Raw genomic sequence first — 24,180 nt, 5'->3', positions numbered from 1 at the left:
TTCTATTCTTCAATCAATTTAAAAAACAAAATCTCTAAAATTAACACTAGAAAAAAGTGTTTTATTATATTTTTTAAAAAAAAATATTTACTTTTATAGCCTATTATAAAATTAATCTATAAGATAATGAAAAAAACTACTTTATTAACTTTTATTTTTCTACTGATAACTTCATTCAATTACGCTCAGGAAAAAAAGCAAAAGAAATCTCAATTACAAGGTATTAAAGTTGAGAATATTAATCCAGAAAATGGAATGGTTAGGTGCGCTACATCAGAATATGAGGAATTGCTTCGTCAACGTGATCCAAAAAGGTTCTCAAGAGAACAATTTGATGCTTTTATTGCACCTTTTATTGAGCAGTACAATACTGTTCATGACAATGCTTCTCAAAGTGGAGGCATAATTTACATACCAGTTGTTGTACACGTTATTCACAATGGCGATGCCTATGGAGTGAGCGAAAACATTAATGATGCGCAAGTTCAATCTCAAATTACTGTTATGACACAAGATTACAGAAGGATGATGAATACGCCAGGCTTCAACTCAAATGCTGTTGGCGCTGATACTCAAATTGAATTTGTTTTGGCTAAAGTTGATCCAAATGGAAATCCAACAAATGGTATAAATAGAGTTAATCTTTGCAGAGACAATTATAATGCTGGGTCATTTTCAGAAATTCAAGTCTTAATTGATACAGAAGTAAAACCTCAAACAATTTGGGATCCAACACAATACATGAATATGTGGAGTGTTAATTGGGATGGTTCTGGATTATTAGGTTATGCTCAATTTCCAAGCAACGGAACTACTAGCGCAAATACCGATGGTGTTGTTGCTGGACACTCTTACTTTGGTTCAAGAACTCTTTATCCAGCAGGGAATTATGGTGATACTACTTATGACGAAGGAAGAACTATGACTCACGAAGTAGGACACTTCTTAGGATTAACTCATACTTTTCAGGGTGGTTGTGCTGCTCCAGGAGATAATTGCGCCGACACACCTTCTGTAGATGCGCCAAATTATGGTTGCCCAACAGGCCACGATTCATGTACATTAGGAAGTCCAGACATGATTGAAAATTACATGGATTATACAGATGATTCATGTATGAATATTTTCACAATAAATCAGAAAGCTATTATGACTTCGGTTATGAATAGTTTCCCTAGAAGATCAACTCTTAAAACATCTGTAAAAGATATTGCTATACCTCTTTTTGCAAATGATGCTGAAGTTAAAATTGAAAATTCATGTGGTGGTGCAAGTCCAACATGTGCAAATCCTAACCCAGCCTCACCTCTTAAAATAGTTTCACTTTACAATAGAGGAACTGCAACGTTAACTTCTGCAACATTAAGTTACAATATTAACGGAGGAACTACTTATACTAACAGCTGGACAGGTTCATTAGCTCCAAACGCTTTTGCATATGTAACTTTAGCCAATACTGCCACTAATGGTACTTTAAATGTCAATATAACCAATGTTAATGGAGGTGCTGACGCAAGAGCAACCAACAATACTGCTACAAAAACTTTTGGAGCAAGTTCAGGTTCAGGCTTGGCATATGCAAATGCAACTTCATTTACATTTAATCTAGTTGGTGATGCTTATGGTTCTGAAATTTCATGGACTTTAAAAAATCAAATAGGTTTCACATTATACAGTGGCGGACCATATACTGATCTAACTGCAGGTGGAACTCAGCCATTAGTAACAAATCAAACATGGACACTTCCTGCAAACGGTTGTTACTATTTAACAGTAACAGATTCTTACGGAGACGGTTTATTTGACGGTACAGGACAAGGATATTATACTGTTAATGCTGGTGCTACATCAGTTGTAAATGTACCTGATTTTGTAGTATCTGGAAATCCACCAAATACTGTAATAACAAAAGTTAGTTATTTTACAAACAATGCTAGTTTAGACAATACAGATTTTGATTTTGCAAAAGGCATATATGTATATCCAAACCCATCAAAAAATGAATTAAACATTTCTATTCCCGATGGCACTGAATTACCTAAAAATTTAACTATTACAAATAGTTTAGGACAAAGTGTTTTGAATAGTAAAGTTGAAAATAGTGATAATTTAAACATCAACACTTCATCATTAAGTAATGGTGTATATTTCATTACAATTTCGAATGAAAACTATACTAAAACCCTACGTTTCATTAAAGAATAATCTTTAAAAAACTTACTTAAAAGGATTGAATTTAAATATTCAATCCTTTTTTTATTAAATTAATTTACATTTGCAAAAAGATTTAAAATTGAAATTATTTCATTCCTTATCAGAATATAAAGCAGAAAAAAAATCTATAGTCACTATCGGAACGTTTGATGGTGTTCATATGGGACATAAACTTTTACTTGAAAAATTAATTCAAAATACAAAGGAGCAAGACTGCGAAAGTGTAGTGCTTACTTTTTTTCCGCATCCACGAATGGTTTTACAAGAAAGTTCTGACGTAAAGCTTATAAATACCATAGAAGAAAAATCGGAATTAATTAAAAAAATAGGAATTGAAAACTTAATAATTCATCCTTTTGATCAAAAATTTTCGAGACTTACCGCCGAAGAATTTGTTAAAACCATTTTGGTTGATGTTTTAAATGTTCAAAAAATAATTATTGGTTACGATCATCGATTTGGCAGAAACAGAACAGCCAATATTAATGACTTAATTGTTTATGGAAAACAATACAATTTTGAAGTGGAACAAATATCTGCTCAAGAAATCAACAATAATGCCGTAAGTTCTACTAAAATTAGAAACGCTATTCTGGAAGGAAACATTTCATTAGCCAATAAATATTTGGGTTACAACTATACTTTTTCGGGTGAAGTTGTAAAAGGAAAACAACTTGGTAGAACCATTGGTTTTCCAACGGCCAACATCCAAATAAAAGAATCGTATAAATTAATCCCTAAAAGCGGCGTTTACATTGTGAAGAGTAATTATAAAGGACAAACTATTTTTGGAATGATGAACATCGGTAATCGTCCTACTGTGAATGGCGAAAATCAGACTATTGAAGTAAATTTCTTAAATTTTAATGAAGATATTTACACCCAAATTATTTCTGTAGAAATTTTAGAATTTGTTCGCGATGAACAAAAATTTGATTCCCTTAACTCTTTAAAGGAGCAATTAAAAAATGACCAATTAACTTCATTAAATTATATTTCCAAAATTTAAAGAGATTATCCCAAAGTTAAACATTCATATAGATTGTGTTAAAAGTTGGCTATTGTATTTAATATTTCATAAATTTGATTAAGTCTTTATTAGTAAATAACTTAAAAATTTAAAATTATGAAATTATCTACAGAATTTAAATACGGAATTTTAATATTTTTAGGAATCGGAATCTACTTTCTCTTAATGGAAGCATTAGGTTTGTCTAAACTTTATTTTTTAAGAATACTAAATGTTTTCATCGTTATCTATGGATTGAATCTTACCATAAAAACGAATTTAAAAAATGGTAAACTAGGTTATTTACCCAACCTAATTTCTTCAGCTTTAACCGGTTTTATCGGAATTGGATTAGGAATCATCGGATTGGTTTCTTATTTAAAAATTCGCGGAGGAGAACAATATATGAACCAATTATCGGAAGCATTTTTGTTTGGCGGTGAACCATCTATTGCAGAGTACAGTTTTGGACTTTTTATTGAAGGAATAGCATCGGTATTAATTGTTGCCTTTATAAATATGCAATATTGGAGAACAAAAGATGTATTTAAAGATGACGTAGAAGTGACGCTTTAACTTTTTGAAGATAGCAACCATTTATAAATTCATTTTTTACTTCAAAACAATTTGACTACTTTTGATGCAACATAAAATACACTTATGAGCATCACAAAACACAATTGGACAAAAGAAGAAATTATAGCAATATACAACAAACCATTAATGGATTTATTGTATGAAGCGGCATCAATTCATAGAGAACAACATGATCCAAATGTAGTTCAGGTATCAACATTACTTTCTATAAAAACAGGCGGATGTCCAGAAGATTGCGGCTATTGTCCGCAAGCAGCTCGATATCATACTGGTGTTGAAGGTAACGACTTGATGAGTGTTTCACAAGTAAAAGCACAAGCATTAAGAGCAAAATCGGGCGGATCATCGAGAGTTTGTATGGGTGCAGCTTGGAGAAACGTTAAAGACGGACCAGAATTTGACCAAGTTTTAGAAATGGTAAGAACCATTAATAAACTGGACATGGAAGTATGTTGCACATTGGGAATGTTAACAGAAAACCAAGCACACCGATTAGCGGAAGCCGGTCTATATGCTTACAATCACAACCTAGACACATCAGAAGAATATTATAAAGAAGTGATTTCTACACGAGGATTTGAAGATAGATTACAAACTATTGATAATGTCCGTAAAACAAATGTAACTGTTTGTAGTGGTGGAATTATTGGTATGGGAGAAAGTATTGAAGATAGAGCTGGAATGTTAGTGGCACTTTCTACCCTAAATCCGCAACCAGAATCGGTGCCAATTAACGCTCTTGTAGCGGTTGAAGGAACGCCGATGGAGGAAGAAAAACCAGTAGAAATTTGGGAAATGATTCGTATGGTTGCAACCACTAGAATTGTGATGCCCGAAACTCAAGTTCGTCTTTCTGCGGGAAGAACTAATATGTCTCGCGAAGGTCAAGCTATGTGTTTCTTTGCTGGCGCAAATTCTATTTTTGCTGGAGATAAATTACTTACAACTCCTAATCCAGATGTAGAAGATGACATGAAAATGTTTGAATTGTTAGGTTTAAAACCACAAAAACCTTTCATAAAATTAATGCAACCAACAACAGTTGAAGCTGAAGATTCTCAATTTCACTCGCTTGGAGAAAAACCAAAATGGACTCGCCCAGAACATAAAATTGAAAGAAATCTAGAAGCTTCTGGCAAAGGAAAATAAAACTTCAATAACATAAAAAAAGTCCCATTCTAATAAAGATTGGGACTTTTTTATTTGAATTAATGTATAATTATAAGATGATTTTTCTAGTTACGACTTGACCGTTTTCTAAAGTGATTTTAACAATCAATGCTTGGTTTAAAGCAGATAAATTTAAGAAAGTAATGTCATTAGCATTTATGTTGTTCTTTCTTGCTAGTTCTCTTCCTAAAATATCATAAACAATTGCTGAAGACATTAATTCGTTAGCAGATTTTATTGAAACAGCCGTATTTTGTGTAGAAACAACAACATTGTTATCAAGTGAATCAAAATCATCATTTGATAAAGCCGATGGCGTATATCTCACAATAAATCTACTATTAAACACACCAACTTCTGAAGTAAACGTATATGGCGCAGCTTTTAGATCATGAACAATACCTAATACCGTATCTTCTAGATAAATCCCTTGATTGCCTTCAAATAAACCATCTACTTTTTTAATGGCAATTTTATGACTTCCTGCATTTACAATTTTCACTCCCATAGGAACTAAATCACTATCAAGAAATGGCAATGGACGACCTTGAATTACAAATCCATCAACACCAATTAAAGAATAAAAAGCAACTTCAGTTCTTGGAACAAAAACACAGTCGTAAAAGTGATCTCTTGCTAGAGTTGAATTTGACGAATAACCTAATAAAGCCCTATCTTTCTGTCCAGATGTAGTATTGATTATATCTAACCAAATTCTGTGCTTTTCTTCTGCTACTTCAACTGATGTATTACTTGTTGCACTTTTATAAAAGTCGGAGTTATTATAAGGTAATTGAGAGTTATCTAAACGCATAGAATTTGTAAAGGTAACCGTATTAGGAAGTGATGCTGCGTTCAACATACTCACCATAAATCCTTGACCAGAAGCAATTTTTCCACTAAACACATCTGGATCACTAGAACCCAAAATATTATACTTAACATAATCTGTTGCGTAATAGTTGTAAGTAAAATCATAATAAAAAGGATCTACAGTACTTGTTGGTGATTGACCATGTGTCCACAACCAAACTGCTCCATCAATTTTGGTTTGATTAGCTAATAAAAATTCGACTGCATCAATTGCCGATGGATAAGGATTTCCAATTAAATTCCAATTATCATCAATTGAACCAGACAAGTTACCTCTTTCAATTGTAGGTTGAATAGTTCCGTTGTTTGGTTTTCCAAAAAAGTTCGCTGTCAATTGACCTGGAGGTAAAATTAAATTACCGTGTTCTGGATACGCACTTCCTGCATTCACTATAAAACCTTTTCCTGTCAACATAGTTGAATTGGCTCCTGTGGCACTATTCCAATTACCAAAAGTTCCATTATTATTATCAAAAACAGGATTCCAGAAATACCTTTGTTGCGTTGGGATTGAACCCACATTAAAACCGAATACTGGCGATGACCAATACACATAATCTTGCGCATTAACTAACGCAATGCGTTCCACTTTAAAAGAGGTGCTGTTGTAGGTACCACTATTGTTGTCGGTTTCGTTTACTTGTATTAATTGACCGTTGTTCAAAATATCTATTATTCCGTCATTTATAACATTATTTTGAACAATAACAGGAAATCCTGAAGAAATTGTTAAGGTTCTTCCAACCCCAGAATTTACTGTCAAACTACAACAATTAAAACTACCATTGGTTCCTGTAATATAAGGTCCATCAATAATAGCTTTTTGTGATGAAGTTGGCGGCAAACCATCACCTGACCAAGCAGTTCCGTTCCATATTTTTTCTGCCAATTGAGAATATAGTATCTTAAAATTATCAAAGCCAGCAGCGTCACTACCATTTTGCTGGATTTTTAATACAAAATGAAAACTATTTACTGTACTCGGAATACTTATGTTAATGGTACCTTCGGTTGTTAAATCACCTGCTCCAGTTATAAACTGAACTTCTCCTTGTGAGACATTATCATAAAATAATTCATAAAAAGCACCATCCCCAGTATCAAATTGATAAATATCATAATCAAAAGAAAGCCTAACATTTTGTTTTCCTGAAATATCAACCGCATCAAAAGTCAATATACCAGTACCTGTAGTATTTGCACAACCATCTCCGCTTTCACACTGTAAATCTTGTAGAAACAAAAAATTATTTGTTATTGGAGTATAGTTAATATTACTTGCTAAAGATTTACCACCAGTACTCGTTGTAAGACCCCAAAAACCATCAGACGATGTTCCTCCAAAATCATAGAATGTTAAAGCTCCAACCGTATAACCCCAAACAGGTGTTATACCATCAAAATTTTGTATTGTAAGTATTTGATCACCACTTGGCGCACACGCGACATAACTTTCTGCATTTCCTTGCACAGCAAAAGTATATGGGTTTTCGCTGTCGGTTAAATCATTGTTTGCAATGTTAATTGTGGCATTTTTTACACCTATTGAAGTTGGCGCAAAGGTAACTGTTATGTTTCCTGTAGCTCCTGCTGCAATAGTTGATGTGGTCGGCGATACGCTAAATTGTGAGGCATCGACACCTGTTATAGTAATTGCTGTAATATTTAATGCAGCATTTCCCGAATTACTAATTACAAAATTTTGAGAAATTGTAGTTGGGTTTGTAGGATTACCATTAGCATTACCCAAATAAGTGTTATTAGAAGCGCTAGTTGCTGTATTTCCACTTGGTATTGCATTACCACCACCTGTTACGGCAATCTCCGGGTTGTTACCAGTACCTTGTACATTAAAATCGAAATTTGGTGTTATGTTGCTGCTGTTATTTGCAATTCTTACTATTGCATTTCTTACGCCAAATGAAGTAGGAGAAAAAGTTACATCAAATGTAACTGTTGCTCCAGCAGCAATAGTGCTTGGTGGCGGTGTGCTTACTGTAAAATCTAAAGGATTTGCTCCTACAATTGCAACCGAAGAAATGGTTAAAGGTAAACCTCCTAAATTCTGAATTCTAAACGATTTGGTTTGTGAAGCTCCAATTGTTTGCTGTGCAAATAATGTATTGTCTAATGACAAAGGCGTATTGGTAACTGGTGTAATATCTGGAAAAGAACCTATATTTCCTTCTACATTTATAAAGGGTACAGGCGCTGTTACTTGTCCGTCTAAATCGGCAGTTCTTGTAACCGCATTTGTTGATGTTGCTACAAAATCAGTATCGGTAGGAATTTCGTAAAAACCTTCTAATAATCCTGCTTTTAATCGAACATATACAGAGGTTGAAGATACTACATGAGTAGTTGCATTTTTAGTTAAAGTAATTGTAGCCGTTGGGCTTGAAAAAGCAATATTAGTTGACAATTCCCAATTGGCAGTTGGTACCGTAATAGTGATATTATCTGTTAAACTTGTTCCTGAAACATTTAAGGTTTGATATGCCGATGGTCCTTGTCCTTGTGCGTAAGTAAATAATGTTGGTGTGCCAGTAACAGTAATAACTGGAGTGTTTACAGTTATGGTAACATAATTACTTGTAAGCGTACCACAAGCAAAAGTGCTTTCGCAAACCACATAATAAGTGCCAGCGGTTGCAAAATTTGGCACATACGTTAATCCTGTAGAAGCCGTTGTTGTAGTATATGAGCCTATGGTTGTACCATATTTCCAAACTCTTGATGTTGGTGTTGAAGTTTCGGTAACGGATAATGAATTTCCGTTTACTCCAATAGGAATGGTTTGATTTGCCGCTGGGGCAATGCTATTACTTGCTAAATTTATAATAAGATTAGTGCCATTATTACCACCTATAGTACTTGGATTACTTGCTATAACTCTAATTCTATAAGCCGTTCCTGTTGCTGTGTTTACAGGAATGGTTGCCGAAATAGTACCTGAGTTAGCATTACTAACCCAAGTCCCAATATTTGTAGGTGAAGCAAAACTACCCGTCGCACTAGATAGTTGTGCAGTATAGGTATTCCCTGTAAATGTACCTGTACTTGTAAATGGTACTGAAACCGAAGCTCCTGTTGTTGCAGTTACACAAAACGGACTGCCTGTGATAGCGGTTGTAGTAACCGTTGCAGCAGCAGCAGTAACCGCACCAGATAAAGCAATATTTCTAACCAAATCTGCTGTCGGTGCATTATAATAGGTTATTGTAGTAGCATCAGTATAAGTACCTACGGCTAAACCTGCTTTTAGTCTAACATAAACTGTGGTTGCTAAAAAACCATCTCCTGTTGGGAAAGGAATAACCTCTCCTGCTGCGTAAAAAGTACTATTATCTAAGGAAAACTCGAAGTCTGTCCCTACTGGTTCAATAAAAACAAAACGGTTTCCAGAGTTTGAAGGAGCTAAATTACTTCCTGCCACCGTAAACGTTTTTGCAGGAGTAGAAGGACCACTGCCAAAAACATAATCCATAGCAGTTAGTGCTGTTTCTGAAACGGTTAGTGTTGGCGTTGAAGTTGTTGCCGAACCATTAATTACTAAATCATCAATTCTAAATGTTCCTCCACTAGCAGGATTACCAGTTGCAGGAGCACCATCTGCCTCTCCTCCTGTAAACACTAATCGTATTACGGTATTTGCATTATTGTCTAAAGCGTTAATAGCAGTGAAATCGCCTGAAATAGCTGAACATGGAGTGCCATTTGGGCTAATAAAAGTGGTGCCTAAATCAGTAAAAGTACCACCTGTTCCAGTTGAACTGTATTGAAACTTAAAATTTCTAGGTCCAGTTCCCGATGAGGCTATGTTAAAAGTCATTGTAGTAATATTGTATCCATTTGTTGGTGCAACAATTTGTAAATACTCATTAACAGTCCAGTTATTTGAAGAATAACCATTACCTGAACAACCAGAAGTGCCAATCACTCCGCCAGTATTAAAAGATAATGCCGTCGTTCCGCCAGGTAAGTTAACATTTGGTGTGTTTCCTGAAGTAAAATTCCAAGAAATAATTTGTCCAGACGAAAAAAAGCTCACAAATAGAGCTAACAAAAGTAGTTTTACTTTCATGTGTATAAGGGGTTTATATTTGTAAATATTTTAATGCGACTTGGGACTACAAAATTAGTTCTAATTACCACATTTTCAATATCTTTGCATTAATAAATTATTAACTTTTATCACTTTTAATTGAATCTTAAGCCAAATACTACAAACTCTGTAGAGCAAGTTCTACAAAAATTGGAATACTATTGCGCCTACCAAGAACGCTGCCATACCGAAGTGCAAGAAAAATTGCGTTCATTTTATTTATCTAGTAATGAAATAGATGTGATTATCGTGCATTTAATTGAGAATAATTATCTGAACGAAGAACGATTTGCATCTGTTTTTTCTATAAGTAAATTCCATCAAAAACATTGGGGAAAAATTCGAATTAAAAACGAACTCAAAGCACGAAAGATATCTGACTTTCTAATAACAAAAGCTATCAAGGAAATCCCATCTGATGAATATCAAACCACTTTCGATACCATTTCGGAAAAACATTGGGAAACCATAACCGAAAAAAATGCACTAAAAAAACGCAAGAAATTCTGCGATTATTTACTTCGTAAAGGTTGGGAAAGCGACTGGATTTATGAAAAAGTGAAAGAATTGGAGAATAGTATTCTGTAAAGTTTACGAAATGTGATTTTCATTTAATGTGTATTAATCAATAAATTTGAACTGATTTGACCTTTTATAGTAATCGCAGTACTAAAAGTAGTAATTGATAAGGCTAAAGTAGTAATTGATAAGACTAAAGTAGTAATCACAGTACACAAAGTAGTAATAGATAAGGCTAAAATAGTAATAATTAAGACTAAAGTGGTAAGTTGTAAGGCTAAAGTAGTAAGACGCAATGTTATTGTATTAATTGGCAACTTTTTTAGCGGTGTATAATGGCTCTAATAAATAATATCATGAATAATGTTCCTGTTCCTAAAGTTGTTCTTTCTCCATTCGATAAAATAATTGAGGTAACTAGTTATGTTGCTTTGATTGCTTTCTGGCTCATGAACGCTTTCGCTTTCACTACTTTGCCCGAAACTATTCCAACGCACTACAATAGCATGGGTGAAGTTGATGGTTACGGACCAAAAGCTACTATTTTCTTTTTGCCGGTTTTAGGAACAGTACTTTTTGTATTTCTAACATTTATAATTAAAAAACCTGAAACCTTTAATTATACCGTTGAAATTACCGAAGAAAATGCTATTGAACAATACACCAATTCAACTAAACTCCTTCGGTTTATGAAATTAGCGTTACTACTTCTTTTTATACTAATTGACTACAAAACCATTGCAACTTCCAAAGGTAATTCTGATGGATTGGGCAAATGGTTTTTACCGTTTACTATTGCATTGATTTTTATACCAATAGTTTTTTCTGTGTACAAATCGTTTAGTAATAAAGAGATTAGAAAGTAGTTTTCAGTTTTCAGTTTTCAATTTTCAATTTAAATTTACGGAATTTGAAATTGAATTTTGAAATTGAATTTTGAAATTGAATTTTGAAGTTTAAAATTCTTTAGATACTAAAATACTTACTGCATTTCCGCCAAAACCTACCGCGTTTATTAGCACTTTTTTGATGTCTTTTCTAATGGTTTGCTTTTCAGCAAATGGCACTTCGATGAAGTGATTGTGTTGCATCATTAAGATAGCCAATTCCATATTCAACATTCCAGATGCGCCAAAAGTGTGGCCTACTTTCCATTTATTAGTTGTAAGCATGGGATGGCTTTCGCCAAATGTTTTTACGATTGCTTTATACTCGGATGTGTCGCCTTTTAAAGTTCCTGGCATGTGCATCACTATGGCGTCAACATCTTCAAGATTGGTGTTTTGCAACGCCATTTTCATTGATTTCTGAAAACAATTGGCTTCGTCAGATATCGAAATGTTGTGTTCAATATCGTCTGTGGCATAACCAATTCCTTCTATATAAGCCAATGCGTTTAGGTTTTCTCCAATTTCTAAACAAGCCACCGATGCACCTTCACCAAGAACCATAGAATTTTTGGTTTTGGTAAAATCGAAAGCTCTGCACGGAAACTCAGATTCTTCTTTAGAATATATTTTCAAAGCATTCATTTGAGCAATTGTGAAAGCGGTTAATGGTGCTTCACTTCCGCCAACTAGAAACTTTGTTGCCATTCCCGATTGCAACCATGCGACGGCATTCAAAACGGCATGCAAAGCCGTTGAACAAGTTATAGAATGCGAAATTTCGGGTCCGTTATTTTTTAAATCGTGCGCTACCCACGACGAAATGTTTCCTAGAGTTGTGGTTGGTGATGCTAAAGTTGCCGTTTTACCGGTTTCAAGAAATTCTTGGTGGTGTTTTTCAAATAATTGTGTGGCACCACGAGACGAACCAATGTTGATTCCGAAGTCGTCGCCATTTTTCCAACCTGCATTTTTTATGGCTTGACGCGAAACTAATATAGAAAGTAAAACCGTTTCGTCTAAGGCTTTGTATTTAATTTCACTTTTTCTTAAATCTTCAATTTCTTGTCTGATTTCTTTTGGAATTGTGGCTACAAATTGAGTGCTTCCGTTGAATTCTTTGGTTGAAATTAGGGATTTATTAGAAAGATAATTGTGCCAAATAGCATCAGGATTTTTTCCTAAAGGAGAAATGGATGCTAATGATGTTATGGCGATTTTAGTTTTCAAAAGTTCTAATAGTTTATCGTTTAGCCCTGACGCTGGAATTGTTTGAGCTCTTGGCATTTTTTTCTTTAAAAAATGGCAAAGCGAGTTCCTGCGGCAGGAAAATGGATTGCTGATAAAGCCCAAGCGATTCGCTACAAAATTAAACTATTTCTAGAGCATTTTCGATAGTTTGATAGACTTTTTGCAACTGATTTTCGGTGATGATGTAAGGCGGTAAAATGTAAATTATGTTTCCTACTGGTCGTAAAATTACGCCGTTTTCTATGAAGAAATTGTAGAGTTTGGTGCGCATGGTACCGTAATAGCTTTCGGCGGTGTCAGTTTTTACTTCTAATGCAAATATCACTCCGAGAACGCGCGTAGTTTTTACTTTTGGATGGTTTTTTATCTTAGTTTCAAATGTCAAATGCGATTGATGAACTCGCTGGATATTGTCTTGCATTTCGTTGGTGTGCAACAAATCGATACTTGCCAAAGCTGCGGCGCAACCTGTAGGATTTGCGGTAAAAGTGTGTCCGTGAAACAAGGCTTTATTAGTATCGTCGTCATAAAATCCGTCGAAGATTTCTTGGGTGAATGTGGTGATTGCCATTGGAATTGTTCCTCCAGTTAGTGCTTTGGATAGGCACATCATGTCGGGTTTGTTTTCTAAATAATCTGTGGCGAATGTTTTACCTGTTTTGCCAAAACCAGTCATGACTTCGTCGGCAATTGTGAAGACATTATTTTGGTTGCAAATGGCAATCATTTTGTCTAAAACTTCAGGTTGGTACATCACCATTCCTGCTGCCCCAAGGACTAATGGTTCGAAAATAAATGCAGCAAAATCGTTAGTTTTTACAAGATTTTCTAATACTTGAAGTGCTTTCTCTTCGTTGCCAAAGGTTGGAACCGGAATGCGAACAACTTCTAAAAGTGATCCTTTGAAGGCTTCTGTAAAAAAGGATATTCCGCTAGCAGCCATTGCTCCAAAGGTGTCGCCGTGAAAAGCGTCTTCGAAAGCGATGACTTTGGTTTTTTTAATTCCTTTATTGTAATTGTATTGCAAAGCCGATTTTATAGCAATTTCAACAGCTGTCGAACCATTATCGGAATAGAAGATTTTCTGCTGATTGGATGGTAGAATTTCCATCAATTTCTCTGATAATTCTACGGCTTTATCGTGTGTGAATCCGCCAAACAAAACGTGTTCTAAAGTGGTGAGTTGTTTGTAAATAGCATCGGCAATAATTGTGTTGGAATGTCCGTATGGATTGACCCACCAAGATGCGATGGCATCGATGTATTCTTTTCCGTTTTCGTCCCAAAGAAGTGCGTCTTTTCCTTTTACAATTGCAGGAAAATCTTGCGCAGTTTTATGTTGTGTGTAAGGATGCCAGTTGTGTTTTTTGTCTCTTTCAGATAAATTCATGCCGTAAAATTATAACACAAAGATACGCAGAGAAAGGCACAGAGTTTCACAAAGGTTATATAAATTTCATTAGATTAATTTCAGTTCCATGATGGGCAGAAATCTATTTTTGATTGAAGTTTCAAGTTGTCCGATAGTTGTGAATCCAAACTTTTGATAGAATTTTTCAGCGTTTGGATCTGCGTCAAGTGTTACTATTTTAATATCCCGATTTTCTTTTATTCGATTTAAAAAATCATCCATTAAATAGTTTCCAAATCCTTTTCCAATATGCTCTGGAAGTAAAAATAAGTTGTCTAGTTTTACTATATATGTTTCTGTATTGAAATAAGAATAATAACCAATTACTTGATTTTCTTTTATCAGTTTATACGCAAAATTAGTTTGGATATATTCTTTGGTAATTGTGAGAACATCTTCCCATTGAGCCATTTGTTCCTCAGAATATCCCCAAAATGCTTTAGATTTTTTAGTGATTTCTGTTAGAATTTTATGGTCGTCGCTATTTGCTTTTTCTATTCTCATTAAATGCTACAATGCTAGAAGATTTTCTCGAAACAAATCGGCGTAATATTGAATCACATTTTGGTCGAAATAAGGTTCGTCATCGATTCGTCCTATGAATTTAGCTTTGGTTTTATTGAGGATAATTTCTTCGGAAGCTTGGTTTTCATCTCCAGAAAAAATGATGCCAGCAACTTCTAAATTTCGACTTTTTAAAATTTCAAATGACAATAAAGTGTGGTTGATACTTCCGAGATAATGACGTGAAACTAGAATTATTTTATAATCCTCTTTAATTAAATCGATAATTGAATCGTTGTCGTTTAATGGAACTAATAATCCGCCTGCGCCTTCAATTACAAGATAATTTTTAGTTTTTGGTTCGATGATTCGTTTTAAATCGATGGTGATTCCGTCAAGTTTTGCAGCTAAATGCGGACTTGCTGGTGTGTTTAGTTTATAGCTGTTTTCGTGAATAACGGTTTTATCGTTAGAAATATAGCGTTGAATTTTATGACTATCAGAATTGTCTAAATCGCCTGCTTGAACTGGTTTCCAATAATCGGCTTCTAATGCTTGGGTTATAATGGCAGATGTTATGGTTTTGCCTACATCGGTGCCGATTCCTGTGATGAATAGTTTCATAGTATTATTTTACCGCAAAGTTCGCAAAGAATTCAAACAAAAACAAAATTGCTGTTAACGTTAAGTAAAATTTCGCAAAGATTCACAAAGAAAAAAGAAGATACGCTAAACTTATTGAAAATCTGCATAAAGACTTTGAGAATCTTCGTGAAAAAACTTTGTGAATCTTCGCGAAACAATCAAAAAACAAAGGTAGCCAACAAGTTTAAAACTTCCGAGATTTCTTTTTCAGAATTATAGGAATGAAGACAGAAACGCAATCGCTCTTGACCTTCGGGAACGGTTGGCGAAAGGATAGCTTTTACATCAAATCCGTTTTCTTGCAATTGATGTGCAATTGATTTTACTTTTTCGTTTCCTGGAATTATGGCGCATTGAATGGCCGATTTACTGTACACAAAAAGAGGCTTTAAACCCATTTGCAATTTCTCTTGATTGAAGAATTGGATGTTATTTCTAAGATTTTGAATAGCTTCTCTTTCAGCTTCTAAATGTTGATAGGCGATTAAAATTGTAGCAACTGAATGCGGTGAAAGTCCGGTTGTGTAGATGAAACTTCGTGCAAAATTTACTAGATAGTTTTTTAATTCTTGATTTCCTAAAATTGCTGCGCCGTGGCAACCCAATCCTTTCCCGAAAGTCATGATTGTTGCGAAGATTTTATTTTGCAATGCTTGACTTTGCACTAATCCTTGTCCGAAATCACCAAAAACTCCTAATGCGTGCGCTTCGTCAACCACTAAATGGCAATTGTATTTTTCGCAAAGAATAGATAATTCTTCAAGATTTGGTGAATCGCCATCCATTGAGAAGACCGATTCTGTGACAATGTAAAAAGTTTCGAGTTGCGGGTTTCGGGTTTCGAGTTGCTTACAAATTATTTTTTCTAACTGTTCAAAATCATTGTGCTGAAATTTATACGATTTCGCGTTGCTCATTTGAATTCCGTCGCGGATTGACGCGTGACATAATTCATCATAAAGAATAATATCGTTTCGTTGCGGAACCGAACTGAAGAATCCGACATTGGCATCATAACCCGAATTGAAAATTAAAGCAGTTTCTGATTGGTGGAAATTGGCAATAAAATCTTCTGTGATTTGGTATAAGTTGTGGTTTCCAGAAATTAATCGTGAACCAGTTGCGCCGTTAATTTTTATATCGTTTTCTAAAAGATAAGTGTGCGTTTGATTGAAAATCTCTTCCGAACGCGCAAAACCTAAGTAGTCATTGGAAGCAAAATCTATTAAATTATTAAAAACTGGTAATTTACGTAAGGCGTTATTTTGCTCACGTTGTTGCAATTTTTGAGATAATGATTTTGGGAAGTTCTTCATAGTTTACAAATGTAGAAAAAGTTGACGGAATAGAAATTTTTAATAAATAATTGTTTTTTGATAATTTATTATTGTTTTACAATAATTTTTATATATTTGTCAGGAATCTTAAAACATAAAACATGAGAAAACTGAACATTTTGAAAACGATATTGGATTTATTCTGGATCTTTTCTTTAATTGCTGCGATTGGAATTGTAATTTTTTTACCCTTTTATTTATTTAGTTCTGATATGGATATTGCAGTAAAAATTAAAGGTCAGGAAATTCCAAATCAAAACGCTTTTACCAAAATCATTGTATTTATCAATGTGGTTAGTGCATTAATTTTTCTTTATAGTATTTATTTGTTACGAAAAGTGGTTGGATTATTTCAAAAGAGAGAAATTTTTAAAACCGAAGTTGTCAAATTATTTAATTTAATTGGAAAGCTAATTGTTATTTCTTCTATAATAAGTAACGTTTCTGTCTTTATATATAACATGGTAGAAAGAAATAATGTGGGTTTATCAATAGATTTTGGAAGTTATGATTCGTTCTTAATTTCTGTAAGTATTGGATTATTTTTCATGGTAATTAGCGAGATTTTTAAGATTGCAATGAATATTAAAGAAGAAAGTGAATTAATAATATAGGATTATGCCAATAATAATAAATTTAGATGTAATGTTAGCTAAACGAAAGATGCGTTCGAATGAATTGGCTGAACATGTTGGAATTACTACGGCTAACATTTCTATATTAAAAACAGGGAAAGCAAAAGGAATTCGCTTCTCTACTTTGGAATTAATCTGCGAGATATTAGAATGTCAACCTGGTGATATAATGGAATTTGTAAAAGAATAATAGTCTTATCATCACTGATTTTAGCCCAGATAGAAGTGGAAAGCATTTTGTTATAAAAACTTATTTTTCTTGGTGTAAAAAAGCGACCAACGGAAGCTCTTTTTGCGCCGTAGAAAAATTGTTTTTATGGCAAAATCTTGCAACGTATAGCTGGATTAGCTTCTAAAACTGAAATGAAAAAGCCAAACATTACTGCTTGGCTTTTTAGTTTTATTTTGAATTGTCTTAGTCGGCTAAAACAATTACTTTGTTGTCTTTCATTTCGATAGTTCCTGAAGAAATTTCAAGAGTGTAGTTTTGGTCGTTTATTTTCGTAAACTTTTCTACTACTTCTTTCTCGAATTTAAAACTTGTAGCAGCGATTTTTACTGTTCCTTGTTTTAAAATAGAAACTATTGGTGCGTGGTTGTTCAGTATTTGGAACGAACCGTCAACACCTGGTAAAGTTACCGAAGTTACTTCGCCTTTAAATAATGTAGCTTCTGGTGATACTATTTCTAAAATCATATTTCTTAGTGATTAGTGAATAGTGATTAGTGAATAGCTAGTAACTGAATACTGTGACTGAACACTGAACACTAAATTATGCTTCTGCTAACATTTTTTGTCCTGCTTCGATAGCGTCTTCAATTGTTCCTTTAAGGTTGAAAGCTGCTTCTGGCAAGTGGTCTAATTCTCCATCGATAATCATGTTGAATCCTTTGATAGTATCTTTAATGTCAACCAATACTCCTGGAATACCTGTAAACTGCTCAGCTACGTGGAAAGGTTGAGATAAGAATCTTTGAACTCTACGAGCTCTTGATACTGATAATTTATCTTCTTCAGATAATTCTTCCATACCAAGAATCGCGATGATATCTTGAAGTTGTTTGTATTTTTGAAGGATTTCTTTTACTCTTTGAGCACAATCGTAGTGTTCGTTTCCTAAAATTTGTGGTGTTAAGATTCTTGAAGTTGAATCCAATGGATCAACCGCAGGATAAATACCTAACTCGGCAATTTTACGAGACAATACAGTTGTTGCATCTAAGTGAGCAAATGTTGTTGCTGGAGCTGGATCGGTTAAGTCATCCGCAGGAACGTAAACCGCTTGTACAGATGTAATAGATCCTTTTTTAGTAGATGTGATACGTTCTTGCATCGCACCCATTTCTGTTGCTAATGTTGGTTGGTAACCTACCGCAGATGGCATACGCCCTAAAAGAGCCGAAACCTCTGAACCTGCTTGTGTAAAACGGAAGATATTATCAACGAAGAAAAGTACGTCTTTACCTTGATCTGAACCTGCACCATCACGGAAATATTCTGCGATAGACAATCCTGATAAAGCAACACGAGCTCTTGCTCCTGGTGGCTCATTCATTTGACCAAAAACGAAAGTAGCTTTAGACTCTCTCATTCCTGGCTTATCAACTTTAGATAAATCCCATCCTCCATTTTCCATAGAGTGCATGAAATCGTCACCATATTTAATAATTCCTGACTCTAACATCTCACGAAGTAAGTCATTTCCTTCACGTGTTCTTTCACCTACTCCTGCGAATACAGAAAGTCCACCGTGACCTTTAGCGATATTGTTAATTAACTCCTGAATTAATACTGTTTTACCAACACCAGCACCACCAAATAATCCAATTTTTCCACCTTTAGAATAAGGCTCGATAAGGTCGATTACTTTGATACCTGTGAATAAAACTTCAGAAGATGTAGATAAATCTTCGAATCTTGGAGCAGTACGGTGAATTGACATTCCGTTTTCTCCTGTTTTTGGTAAATTTCCTAAACCATCAATTGCATCACCAATTACGTTGAAAAGACGTCCGTAAACATCTGCACCGATTGGCATTTGAATTGGATTTCCTGTAGAAACTACATCTGTACCTCTACTTAAACCGTCAGTAGAATCCATTGAGATTGTACGAACAGTGTCTTCACCAATGTGAGATTGCACTTCAAGTACTAATAGTGTACCATCTTTTTTAGTGATTTCTAATGAATCGTAAATTTTTGGTAATTCAGCATCTTTACTGTTGAATACTACGTCAACTACTGGTCCGATGATTTGAGAAACTTTTCCTATTGCTTTTGACATTGCTTATGTATTTATTTAATAGCGTTTTAGAAATGAAAAAATGATGTCTTTTTTCAGAGTGCAAAGGTAAATTTTCTAAATAGAAAATCAACAATAAAACGCTATTTTTTTATTCAAATTTTGATTTTTTTTTGATTTAGAAGCTATTATGTCAATAATGAGCTATTCTAAAAGCAAAAAACCACCTATTTTCATAGATGGTTTTTTTGTGAATAAATAATTTTTCTATTAAAAATTAGCTGGATTTTGTGGGAAAAGTATTCTATAGTTTCCTAAATCTACACCTTTTAAATTAGAACCATATTTTGCATTTATTGCTTCGATGAATTTATTAGCAATTAAAGCATAACCTCTTGGACTTGGATGAACTCCATCAAGAGAAAAAGCTCCACCAGTAACAAAAGCTGATGTCAAATTAAAACCATTTGCAGAAATACCAGACGCACTTCCTAATTGATCCATAATGGTTTTTGCATCTACAAAAGCCAAACCGTTTTCAGTTGCAGCATTCTCAATTGTAAGATTATATGCATCAGTAGCGATTTTTATTTCATCAACTTCACTTGGCAATAAAACATATCTGTCTGGCAGAGGAAATGTAACTCCAAGTTGACTTAATAATGGAGATGGAGATGCAACTCCGTCAACAGCTACAGATGGAGTTTGACCTATTCTTGCTGAAGCACTTAGACAAATTAAATCTGTTGGTAATGTTTGTCTAGCACGACCAAAAACTTGACCTAAAGCTGTAGCTGTAGGAACGTCTAAACCACCACCAACTAGTACAGCAGTTAAAGAAGTAGCTAAATTTGGCAAATTTTCATCAATCATTAACATTGGATTATTCCCTGTTGTAGAAAGAAGATTAATTCTATCACCTTGACCTAAAAAAGCCAACGCATTATGTAATGGACCATATAGTTGAGCGTTTAAAGTATTTACTTGATTAGCACCTGCAACGGTTAAATTAGCTTGAGTTAGTTGATTGTATTTTATTACGTAAAAATAAGGTAATGTAGTTACGTATGGCAAATTTGCAACCACTCCTTTTCTTCCGCCAGCTACAAGTTGAGAAACTAAAGCATTGTAAGCACCGTCAAAAGTTGCAGTTGGAGTTAATGGATTAACACTTGGATCACCACCAGAAGTTGCATATCCTAACTCATCGTTTCCTCCAATCCACAATGAAAAGAAAGTTGGGTTTTGAGCAATTGCATCTTCTAATACTGTAGAAGTTGTACTAGAAGCAAATCTCGCAAAATAAGGATTTGCAGTTCCCATTGCTACACCAGCTGGATTTCCATATCCTGGCGCTAACAAATGGAAACTTTTAGCACCTGGAACACCCATGTTATTAAAACTACCTGTTAAATGATTTGTAATTTCTGTAGTTGGTGGGCCAGCTACTGGGGCTGGAGTAACTCCATTAAAATATAATCTTGGTCCAGATACTTGAGTTCCGCCTAGTAAAAGCCCTCCAATGTTGTCTGCCATAAAAGGAGTTGTAAATTCTCCTCCTCCTACAAGAGCAAATCTACTTGCTATTATATTTGGATAAGCACCTTTTTGACCTTCCATAAACAATGCATTATCACTAAAACCTGCCGCAAATGAATCTCCCAAAGCAACATATTTAGAAAAGTCTGCTGAACCAGAAGTTAAAGGCAAACCATCTGTAGAATCTGGTGCCGTTGTAACATCATCATCACTATTACATGCTACAAAAGTTAAAGAAACTAATAGTAGCCATTTTATATTTTTTATCATAATACTTGAATGTTTTGTTATTTTGATTTAATTATGGATTAATTGTCCATGAAGCAAAATACTGTTGTCCGATTAAACCAGCTCCAATAATTTGTCTGTATTCTTTTCCAGCTATATTAGTTGCTCCTATTTTTAAAGTTGATTTTAATTTAGGGAAACCATAACTAATTTGAGCATCAAAAACAGTTGCTGCTTTAATAGTTCCATCTGCGAAAGAAGCTTGGTAGAAATATTCGCTGTTCCATCTTCCACTTACATTAAATCCGAAGTTTTTAAATAATCTATCGTTACTGATAGTTCCTTTAACTCTATGTTTAGGAGTATTAAATCCTGGCTCAAAACTTGGATCTTTTTCTTGATCAAATTCAAATTGTGCGTAATTATAGTTAGCTCCTAATTCAAAGTTTTTGAATACTTTTTTATTAACCCCAATTCCAAATCCTAAAGATTGAATTTCAACATCAGTATTTGTATATAATTGGTAAGCTCTTCTATCACCTTGAGTTAATGCGAAAGCCGATTGGAAAGCTTCACCTGTTGGAGTAAAATCACCACCTCCATCAGTTGTTGTTCCGTAATATGGTGCAACAACAGTTAAGTTTCCGATGAAATCATTATAAATATTATAGTATCCATTAATATCAAAAGAAAAGTCTTTTACTTGACCTCTATATCCTAATTCGAAAGCTTTTACAGTTTCTGGCTTTACGTAATCTACATCTGTTCTAACAAGCAAGTTAGAGTTTGCTACAATTGCAGCAGCAAGTTGTGCAGCATTTGTTGGAGCAGAAGCAGCAACAGCAGCACCAAAAGCAGTTGCAGAAGCAGCAGTATATGAGTTTTGGTAAGCATTTATACCATTCATTACAACTGTAGGTGAACCAGAAAAAGCTTGTCCATTTACCGAAACTGGTAACGTTTCAGAAAAACGAGTTAAGTTATCTGGAGCTGAACCTAAAAGTACTGCCGTTCCAACATTAAATCCGATATATTGATCTTGTGTCGTAGGATTACGGAAACCTGTTTGAAACGAACCTCTAAAGTTGTGATTTTTTTGTTGTCCAGCAGAATATACTAATGAGATTCTTGGAGAAACATTTCCGTCAAAATTTTTAGATTTATCGTAACGAACTGAACCTGTAAATTTCAATCTGTCGTCTAAGAATTTTTTCTGAAGTTGTGTGTAAGCGCCATAATCTGTATAATTAATTTGACTATCGCCGTCAGTATAAATTCTTCCTCCCGAATTTAATTCATACAATCTATAAGAACCTCCAACTTGAATTTCAGCAAATTCGATAATGTCTTTAAAATTATAATTAGCATCTGAGTGATATATTCTAGAATTATCTACCAGTTTTGAACCTGTTAATACGCTAGCATCGCTTGTTACATTATTAAATGCATTTAAAAATTCTGGAGAACCTGGAAGAAATCTTCCTGTATCTGCAACGATTCTTGCTGCAGCATGAGCTTGTTCTGGGGTTGCACCTGCTAATAAAGTATTTTGAATATAAGCACCTGCATATTGACCGAACCAAGTTGCATCTGGTTTCCATGATCTATTTACATTAATACCTGTAAATAACATGTCATACGATTTTCCTCCGTCCTCAGTAGTAGTATATCCTCTTACGAAGAAGTTTTTACCTTTAAGTTCTAATTTATGCTGTTGCATGAAAAACCCGTTTAGGTAATATCTGTTTGCACCTTGATAAACCGTATTCCCAAATCCGAATTTACTTTGCCAAATAATTTCGAAATCATTTGCAAATGGCTTAAAGTGCAACGAGAAGTCAACCTTAGCGTTTTGAACTTTATTATCTGTTAAATCAGTTTCGTTATAGCCAGTTCTACTCACATTATAGTTTGGTAAAACACTTGCTTGAGCTGGAGATATAGCTCCAAGATTTACTAAAGCTGTACCAACATCTCTAATGTTTGTTGAAACCTCATCACCATAAACGTTTAATCCATTATAATTATGGTGATTTCTGTCTCTTCCAGGGTTTGTATAATCATCATAATCGTCTGCAAACCAGTCGGTACCATTCATAAAAGTAAAGTTGGCTTTGGCGGCAAAATGTTTAGAGAATGCTTTTGCAACTCTAATTCCGTAGTCATAATATAAATTATTACCAGCCGCTTTTTGGCTAGTTTGACCCAATTTTGCGTAGGCAGTAACTCCTTCACTTGTAAAAGGACTTTTACTGTTCATGAATAAAATTCCGTTGAATGCATTTGCACCATACAAAGCAGATGAAGCTCCTGGCAACAATTCTACACTTTGAACATCTAATTCTGACACACCAACTAGATTACCCAAAACGAAATTTAACAAAGGAGATGAGTTGTCCATACCATCAACTAACTGCATGAAACGTGTATTAGCTACAGTTGCAAAACCTCTAGTATTGATTGATTTAAAAGACATACTACTTGTATTCATATGTACTTCTTTAAGATTTTCTAAACCATCATAAAAAGTTGGAGAAGCCGATTTCTTTATGTCTTTTATACTCATTCTTTCAATTGTAACAGGCGATTCTCTCACTCGCTCTGGAGCTCTTGAGGCAGATATTACAATTTCATCAAGCTTTGTGTCTTCTGAAGCTAAAACTGAAGTTATTGTTTGGCTTGCAGAAGTTACTTGAATGGTTTGAGTTCCGTATCCAATACTAGTGATTTCCAGTGAAAAGGGTGGTTTTTTTGAAGTTTTTAATGAGAATTTCCCATCAACATCTGAAACTGTTCCGTCAGATTCTCCAACAACCCTAACATTGGCTCCGGGAATTGGTTCGTTTTTGTCATCTTTTACCGAACCTGATATTGTACTTTGGGCAAATGAAATGCCGCAAAAAAACAATGTCAAAATAAAATAATAAATCTTCATTTGGTTTAAATTTTGTTGGTTTAAGTAGCCAAATTACAAATATTTTTGATATTAATAAAAAAACCGATGATTATTTTC

Annotated in this window: 18 protein-coding genes; 8 read left to right on the top strand and 10 right to left on the bottom strand. The window is 34.3% G+C overall.

Annotated features, from left to right (window positions below; translation table 11 throughout):
* Positions 1–126: 126 nt before the first annotated feature.
* The 4 genes from LG45_RS04715 to bioB all read left to right on the top strand — a co-directional run bounded on the left by LG45_RS04715 (position 127) and on the right by bioB (position 4,969).
* Complete coding sequence (locus LG45_RS04715; protein WP_052087486.1) at positions 127–2,205, top strand: M43 family zinc metalloprotease; 2,079 nt, start codon at positions 127–129, stop codon at positions 2,203–2,205.
* Positions 2,206–2,293: 88 nt separating this feature from the next.
* Positions 2,294–3,223, top strand: coding sequence for a bifunctional riboflavin kinase/FAD synthetase (locus LG45_RS04710; RefSeq protein ID WP_035125387.1), 930 nt, complete (start codon positions 2,294–2,296; stop codon positions 3,221–3,223).
* A 117-nt stretch (positions 3,224–3,340) separates the two neighbouring features.
* A complete protein-coding gene (locus LG45_RS04705; protein ID WP_035124894.1) occupies positions 3,341–3,799 on the top strand; it encodes a hypothetical protein in 459 nt (152 codons plus the stop codon).
* Between the two features lie 84 nt (positions 3,800–3,883).
* Positions 3,884–4,969 (top strand): biotin synthase BioB, encoded by a 1,086-nt coding sequence (gene bioB, locus LG45_RS04700; RefSeq protein ID WP_035124892.1) that lies wholly within the window; start codon positions 3,884–3,886, stop codon positions 4,967–4,969.
* Between the two features lie 70 nt (positions 4,970–5,039).
* Here bioB and LG45_RS04695 read toward each other — a convergent pair whose 3' ends face one another.
* The gene (locus LG45_RS04695) at positions 5,040–9,947 is read right to left on the bottom strand and encodes a choice-of-anchor D domain-containing protein (RefSeq protein WP_035124890.1); all 4,908 of its coding nucleotides are present in this window, start codon (positions 9,945–9,947) and stop codon (positions 5,040–5,042) included.
* A 171-nt stretch (positions 9,948–10,118) separates the two neighbouring features.
* Here LG45_RS04695 and LG45_RS04690 point away from each other — a divergent pair, with 171 nt between their 5' ends.
* Positions 10,119–10,556 (top strand): regulatory protein RecX, encoded by a 438-nt coding sequence (locus LG45_RS04690; protein WP_240471806.1) that lies wholly within the window; start codon positions 10,119–10,121, stop codon positions 10,554–10,556.
* A 266-nt stretch (positions 10,557–10,822) separates the two neighbouring features.
* Entirely contained in the window at positions 10,823–11,353 is a 531-nt protein-coding gene (locus LG45_RS04685; protein ID WP_081932039.1) for a DUF1648 domain-containing protein, read from the top strand.
* A gap of 90 nt (positions 11,354–11,443) precedes the next feature.
* Here LG45_RS04685 and LG45_RS04680 read toward each other — a convergent pair whose 3' ends face one another.
* The 5 genes from LG45_RS04680 to LG45_RS04660 form a co-directional block, all read right to left on the bottom strand.
* The gene (locus LG45_RS04680) at positions 11,444–12,604 is read right to left on the bottom strand and encodes a beta-ketoacyl synthase N-terminal-like domain-containing protein (RefSeq protein WP_035125385.1); all 1,161 of its coding nucleotides are present in this window, start codon (positions 12,602–12,604) and stop codon (positions 11,444–11,446) included.
* 139 nt (positions 12,605–12,743) lie between these two features.
* The gene (gene bioA / locus LG45_RS04675) at positions 12,744–14,015 is read right to left on the bottom strand and encodes an adenosylmethionine--8-amino-7-oxononanoate transaminase (RefSeq protein WP_035124885.1); all 1,272 of its coding nucleotides are present in this window, start codon (positions 14,013–14,015) and stop codon (positions 12,744–12,746) included.
* A 69-nt stretch (positions 14,016–14,084) separates the two neighbouring features.
* Entirely contained in the window at positions 14,085–14,540 is a 456-nt protein-coding gene (locus tag LG45_RS04670; protein ID WP_035124883.1) for a GNAT family N-acetyltransferase, read from the bottom strand.
* A gap of 6 nt (positions 14,541–14,546) precedes the next feature.
* On the bottom strand, positions 14,547–15,164 hold the full coding sequence (gene bioD / locus LG45_RS04665; RefSeq protein ID WP_035124881.1) for a dethiobiotin synthase: 618 nt from the start codon (positions 15,162–15,164) through the stop codon (positions 14,547–14,549).
* Between the two features lie 179 nt (positions 15,165–15,343).
* On the bottom strand, positions 15,344–16,501 hold the full coding sequence (locus LG45_RS04660; protein WP_035124880.1) for an aminotransferase class I/II-fold pyridoxal phosphate-dependent enzyme: 1,158 nt from the start codon (positions 16,499–16,501) through the stop codon (positions 15,344–15,346).
* 122 nt (positions 16,502–16,623) lie between these two features.
* Here LG45_RS04660 and LG45_RS04655 point away from each other — a divergent pair, with 122 nt between their 5' ends.
* Positions 16,624–17,136, top strand: coding sequence for a DUF2975 domain-containing protein (locus tag LG45_RS04655; RefSeq protein ID WP_035124878.1), 513 nt, complete (start codon positions 16,624–16,626; stop codon positions 17,134–17,136).
* Positions 17,137–17,140: 4 nt separating this feature from the next.
* On the top strand, positions 17,141–17,347 hold the full coding sequence (locus LG45_RS04650; RefSeq protein WP_035124877.1) for a helix-turn-helix domain-containing protein: 207 nt from the start codon (positions 17,141–17,143) through the stop codon (positions 17,345–17,347).
* A gap of 225 nt (positions 17,348–17,572) precedes the next feature.
* Here LG45_RS04650 and LG45_RS04645 read toward each other — a convergent pair whose 3' ends face one another.
* From LG45_RS04645 to LG45_RS04630, 4 genes are all read right to left on the bottom strand, one after another.
* Entirely contained in the window at positions 17,573–17,854 is a 282-nt protein-coding gene (locus LG45_RS04645) for a F0F1 ATP synthase subunit delta/epsilon (RefSeq protein ID WP_035124875.1), read from the bottom strand.
* 76 nt (positions 17,855–17,930) lie between these two features.
* Positions 17,931–19,442: a F0F1 ATP synthase subunit beta gene (gene atpD / locus LG45_RS04640; RefSeq protein ID WP_035124873.1), complete on the bottom strand. Its 1,512-nt coding sequence runs from the start codon at positions 19,440–19,442 to the stop codon at positions 17,931–17,933.
* Between the two features lie 228 nt (positions 19,443–19,670).
* Positions 19,671–21,209 carry an SGNH/GDSL hydrolase family protein gene (locus tag LG45_RS04635; protein WP_035124872.1) on the bottom strand — a complete coding sequence of 513 codons (1,539 nt, stop codon included), beginning with the start codon at positions 21,207–21,209 and terminating at the stop codon, positions 19,671–19,673.
* Between the two features lie 31 nt (positions 21,210–21,240).
* Positions 21,241–24,102 (bottom strand): TonB-dependent receptor, encoded by a 2,862-nt coding sequence (locus tag LG45_RS04630; protein WP_035124870.1) that lies wholly within the window; start codon positions 24,100–24,102, stop codon positions 21,241–21,243.
* Between the last annotated feature and the right edge of the window lie 78 nt (positions 24,103–24,180).

The organism is Flavobacterium aquatile LMG 4008 = ATCC 11947 (genome assembly GCF_000757385.1).
GTDB classification, from domain to species: domain Bacteria; phylum Bacteroidota; class Bacteroidia; order Flavobacteriales; family Flavobacteriaceae; genus Flavobacterium; species Flavobacterium aquatile.
The sequence above is the reverse complement of the archived record's forward strand: the minus strand, read 5'-3'. Positions and strand labels throughout refer to the sequence as shown.

What these genes read in the sequence shown, in the direction of transcription:
- LG45_RS04715 (WP_052087486.1), top strand. Translation starts at nt 127, where the DNA reads ATGAAAAAAACTACTTTATTAACTTTTATTTTTCTACTGATAACTTCA.
- LG45_RS04705 (WP_035124894.1), top strand. Translation starts at nt 3,341, where the DNA reads ATGAAATTATCTACAGAATTTAAATACGGAATTTTAATATTTTTAGGA.
- bioB (WP_035124892.1), top strand. Translation starts at nt 3,884, where the DNA reads ATGAGCATCACAAAACACAATTGGACAAAAGAAGAAATTATAGCAATA.
- LG45_RS04695 (WP_035124890.1), bottom strand. Translation starts at nt 9,947, where the DNA reads ATGAAAGTAAAACTACTTTTGTTAGCTCTATTTGTGAGCTTTTTTTCG.
- LG45_RS04685 (WP_081932039.1), top strand. Translation starts at nt 10,823, where the DNA reads ATGGCTCTAATAAATAATATCATGAATAATGTTCCTGTTCCTAAAGTT.
- bioA (WP_035124885.1), bottom strand. Translation starts at nt 14,015, where the DNA reads ATGAATTTATCTGAAAGAGACAAAAAACACAACTGGCATCCTTACACA.
- LG45_RS04670 (WP_035124883.1), bottom strand. Translation starts at nt 14,540, where the DNA reads ATGAGAATAGAAAAAGCAAATAGCGACGACCATAAAATTCTAACAGAA.
- bioD (WP_035124881.1), bottom strand. Translation starts at nt 15,164, where the DNA reads ATGAAACTATTCATCACAGGAATCGGCACCGATGTAGGCAAAACCATA.
- LG45_RS04660 (WP_035124880.1), bottom strand. Translation starts at nt 16,501, where the DNA reads ATGAAGAACTTCCCAAAATCATTATCTCAAAAATTGCAACAACGTGAG.
- LG45_RS04655 (WP_035124878.1), top strand. Translation starts at nt 16,624, where the DNA reads ATGAGAAAACTGAACATTTTGAAAACGATATTGGATTTATTCTGGATC.
- LG45_RS04650 (WP_035124877.1), top strand. Translation starts at nt 17,141, where the DNA reads ATGCCAATAATAATAAATTTAGATGTAATGTTAGCTAAACGAAAGATG.
- LG45_RS04645 (WP_035124875.1), bottom strand. Translation starts at nt 17,854, where the DNA reads ATGATTTTAGAAATAGTATCACCAGAAGCTACATTATTTAAAGGCGAA.
- atpD (WP_035124873.1), bottom strand. Translation starts at nt 19,442, where the DNA reads ATGTCAAAAGCAATAGGAAAAGTTTCTCAAATCATCGGACCAGTAGTT.
- LG45_RS04635 (WP_035124872.1), bottom strand. Translation starts at nt 21,209, where the DNA reads ATGATAAAAAATATAAAATGGCTACTATTAGTTTCTTTAACTTTTGTA.
- LG45_RS04630 (WP_035124870.1), bottom strand. Translation starts at nt 24,102, where the DNA reads ATGAAGATTTATTATTTTATTTTGACATTGTTTTTTTGCGGCATTTCA.